The following is a 3,817-nucleotide window of genomic DNA, read 5'->3' as shown; positions in this document are numbered from 1 at the left end:
GCCCGGCAGATAGAGAAGACTAATGCCCCAGAAGCTTATCCACTCTATAGAAACCGTACCCGTTACCGTCGCGACGTTATCAAGCAGAGCCTGGTCTTGCGTCTGTACGGCCTTCTGCCAATCCTGCGCGTATTTGATATTCCTATCCGCATTGTTCAATTGCGCCGTATACGATGCGTTCTCGTTTTCAAGCTGTCTCTTAAGCGACAGCAAATCGTCGGATACGGCCTGTATCTGGGACAATATTTGAGGCGTCGATGTTTGAGCCCGAAGTGTTGCCAATTGTTGCGTGTCGGCATCTATCTTCGCCTGGAGTGATTGCACCGCGCCCGTGTGAGCATTGACGATTTTTTGGCGCGCTGTTTTATAATCCGAAAGAGTGGTATCAGCTTGCTTTTGCTGCTCTTCGATACTTACCTTTTGCGGCAAAAGATTTTGAGACGAAATATTGACTGTAAGAAATCGACTGCCCACTAGAGCCTCAAGCTCGTCACGAAAGGCAATGTACTTACTCTCGGGTACAGCGAAGCTCACATAGCCGTACTTTGGAGAACTCGATTCCTGGTCGATACGGCCATCGTATCCGCGCACGGTCGTCTCGACGCGACGGGTCAAACCCGGCACATCGCGGGTAAGCATAGACGCATTGTAATTTACTTTCAAAAACTCCCGCGTGTCGGTCACCGGCACATCTGGATTAGGATACGGGTACGGATAATAGTAGGCATTCGAGTCCACCTTAGCTTGAGCCGGGGCGCTCGATACGCTGGTATCCCTGGATACGTTAGTATCCATAGGCACGGGAGAAGTAGCAGGAGTCACCGCCCCTCTGCTACTCGAGTACTCCATCACCCCTCCGCCTGTCCCCAAGGGTACCGGATACTGCGCGTTTGGGCGATAGATTGCGATGAAAGTGATAACCGCGAGAAGCGCGAGTACGATTGTAAGCCATGAGACATGTCGCGGCCTAAAATGCCTCGGGATGTTTTGATTGTCGATCATACAACAATATTAGCACATTTCCTGTTTCAAAACCAACGGCACCGCGATGAGAGTCGCGGTTGGAGCGGTTGGAGTGTTTAGATTTTACTTAGTGAATTTGAAAGTGGAGATTACTTGGTCTAAATTAATAAAAGGTATTTGAGTCTTTTACTCCCTAGTTTGTAATGGTGAACAGAGTATCAGACCTATCAAGATTTCCGATCATAAAATCATTAACTCGAATAAAATATTTTCCTACAGGAACAGTCGAGAAAATCTTAGTACCTGAAGAATTCTTATTAAAAATATCTCCAACCTTCCACATATACTGTCCTACTGATGGATTAACATTAGTAGCAATTGAACCAACAACAACTAGCTCCCCTTCTGAATATGTTTCAAGCATTATCTCAAGCGGATTTTTGCCACCATTCCATTTAATACTTTGTACAGAGCCTGCTTGATAGCTCTCTCCCCCGTTTGGCGATAGCACAGTGATAGATGCTGGAGAATTTGAACATGTTGTATTCCGATTTTTTGAAATAATAAAATTAGGACTATTCGCAATGACCGCACCTGTTTTTTTATCCGTAAGAACTAATTTGTACCACGCTTGTGAACTATCGAAGTTGCAAGGTACATCCCAAACTATTTGATTTCTTTTGTTCGGACTCAAAACATTATCAGCAACAACAGACGATATTTTGCTTCCGATAGGAGTTGATAGGACCTTGAGAGTTAATTCTCCAGAATATGTTCCATCCCAAATTACTACGTGGGAAATTCCGCGAATAAGCGACTCGCTTTCAACTGGAGTTATAAATGTAATAGCAGTCTCATTTTTTATAGAATTACTATCTTGAGCATTGGCTGGTGAAGGTGCTCCAGTTTTCTTACTCATATAAAAATACGTTCCTCCGACTGCTACCAATAATGCAACAATCACTAAAAATAGTGCCCCAATAAAACCTTTTTTATACTGAGCTTGTCGAATGTATTGTAAATTTTTCATAAAATAAAGCTACTAACTAATAAACATAGTATACCCCCAAAAAAGAAAGGTGCAAAAAATCCTACTTCAACACTCGTTTTTCAAGCACAGAAACGCGGTGGGTAAGAGCTTCAAAATCTTCAAGGTCCACTTTCCTTTTTAAACCACTTTTTATAATGTCGACGTCTGATTTTACGACATCCATATTTGCATTCAGATTTTTGACATCAGACTTTACAATATCTAGATTCATTTCTATATTGGTAGTTCGAACAAGAACATCGGCGACTTGTTCAGCCACCGCCCCAAGTTTGTGGTTATTATCTTCAATAAGCGCACCCAAGTTCCTAAATTCCTGCTTTAATGCCGGACTAACGATGTTATTAGTTTTTTTATTTCCACCACTTTTCATAGTAAAAGTATAGCAAACTCCCCTGAAAACACCACCGGGGATTGAGGAAGTTTGGTGTGATGGAAGCAAAAACCGAGCGTGTCTGTTATGATGAACATATGTTACGAAACATCACGGCCGGTACGCTTTTATCTTTTTGGCTAATCTTTTTGGCGCCTTTGGACGCTCTTGCCGTGCGGTCGCTTTGGTTGGGAATGTCCGGCACAGACGTCCAAACCCTGCAAAATGAACTTATCGCTAAAGGATATCTCAGTGCGGGAAAGGCTACCGGCTACTTCGGCCCGCTAACGGAAACCGCTTTGAAAAAATTCCAATGTGACAAAGGCATCGTATGTTCTCAAACAACAGCATACGGCTACGGCGTCTATGGGCCAAAAACGCAAATGGCGCTTGTGGGCGGCAGTTCCACATCTCTTGGCGCGATAAATTCAACGAACCAGCTTGAGTTTTCCGGTTGGATACCTTACTGGCGCATCGCAACTGGCACACAAGATGTTTTGCCTCATCTCTCGCAACTCAAGAGCGTAATGCCTTTTGGCTATACGGTTAAAAGCGATGGCACGCTCGCGGACACAGCTAAACTTACGCAAGAGCCGTGGACTTCTTTTATCGCCGCGGCGAAAAAGGCCGGGGTTCGAGTCATTCCCACTGTCATGTGGGGCAATGGTGATGCCATCCATCGTATTTTAAGCAACACCACCACTCGCATCGCGCTTGAAGATGAAATAGCGAACACAGTCAAACAAAATGGCTTTGACGGGATAGATATTGATTTTGAGGCTAAAAAACATGAGACAATAAATTATTTCTCGACATTTCTCAAGGGCTTGTATCAGCGAATGGGCAAAAAGTGGGTTTATTGCACTGTGGAGGCACGCATGCCGCTCTATGACCGATTTAGTCCGGGAGCTGTCATACCGGCAGATGCTACTGATTACGCCAACGACTATGTAGCGATGAACAAATATTGCGACCGTGTGGAAATTATGGCCTACGACCAAGGCACGATAGCGGTCCGTCTCAACAAAGCGCGTAGGGCTCCCTATGCGCCGGTTGCCGACCCTGAATGGGTCGAAGGTTTGATCAGTATGGCTACCAAAAGTATTGCAAAAAATAAAATAATAATCGGCGTGCCGACCTACGGCTACGAATACACGGTAACACCGCTTCCAAATTCCAGCTTTCAATATAAAGTGCTCTGGCCATTTAATCCGCGTTACGCAACCGAAATCGCTTCGAGTCTCGGCATCACTCCCACACGAAACAGCGCCAATGAAATCGGATTTAGTTACGACCCTAGACTGCTTGAGCCGCCGCCAACAGGCGCTGATTCCACTTTAACCCAGCAAGCAACAACCGCTTCCACTACTGTCGCTCAAAATTCTGGCTCCCAAACAAACACTAGCCAGCCATTCAACTATCTATCGTGGAGC

Annotated in this window: 4 protein-coding genes; 1 reads left to right on the top strand and 3 read right to left on the bottom strand. The window is 45.0% G+C overall.

The genetic code is table 11. The annotated features are described in order from the left end of the window. The 3 genes from Q7S57_04630 to Q7S57_04620 all read right to left on the bottom strand — a co-directional run. Positions 1-795 (bottom strand): DUF4349 domain-containing protein (locus Q7S57_04630; GenBank protein ID MDO8512534.1); only part of this gene is annotated, 795 nt, incomplete at its 3' end. Positions 796-1,156: 361 nt separating this feature from the next. Continuing rightward, complete coding sequence (locus Q7S57_04625; protein ID MDO8512533.1) at positions 1,157-1,993, bottom strand: hypothetical protein; 837 nt, start codon at positions 1,991-1,993, stop codon at positions 1,157-1,159. A 61-nt stretch (positions 1,994-2,054) separates the two neighbouring features. Beyond that, positions 2,055-2,384 (bottom strand): hypothetical protein, encoded by a 330-nt coding sequence (locus Q7S57_04620; GenBank protein MDO8512532.1) that lies wholly within the window; start codon positions 2,382-2,384, stop codon positions 2,055-2,057. A 59-nt stretch (positions 2,385-2,443) separates the two neighbouring features. On the opposite strand from Q7S57_04620, the gene Q7S57_04615 reads away from it, so the two are divergent. After that, the coding region (locus tag Q7S57_04615; GenBank protein MDO8512531.1) for a glycosyl hydrolase family 18 protein at positions 2,444-3,817 on the top strand (1,374 nt) is incomplete at its 3' end.

The organism is bacterium, from assembly GCA_030647555.1.
Taxonomy (GTDB): domain Bacteria; phylum Patescibacteriota; class Andersenbacteria; order UBA10190; family CAIZMI01; genus CAIZMI01.
Note: the sequence above shows the minus strand (reverse complement) of the source record. Positions and strands in the feature narration are given on the sequence as shown.

Bases quoted from the DNA above. Each gene is read 5' to 3' on its own strand.
- Q7S57_04625 (MDO8512533.1), bottom strand. From the start codon at position 1,993: ATGAAAAATTTACAATACATTCGACAAGCTCAGTATAAAAAAGGTTTT.
- Q7S57_04620 (MDO8512532.1), bottom strand. From the start codon at position 2,384: ATGAAAAGTGGTGGAAATAAAAAAACTAATAACATCGTTAGTCCGGCA.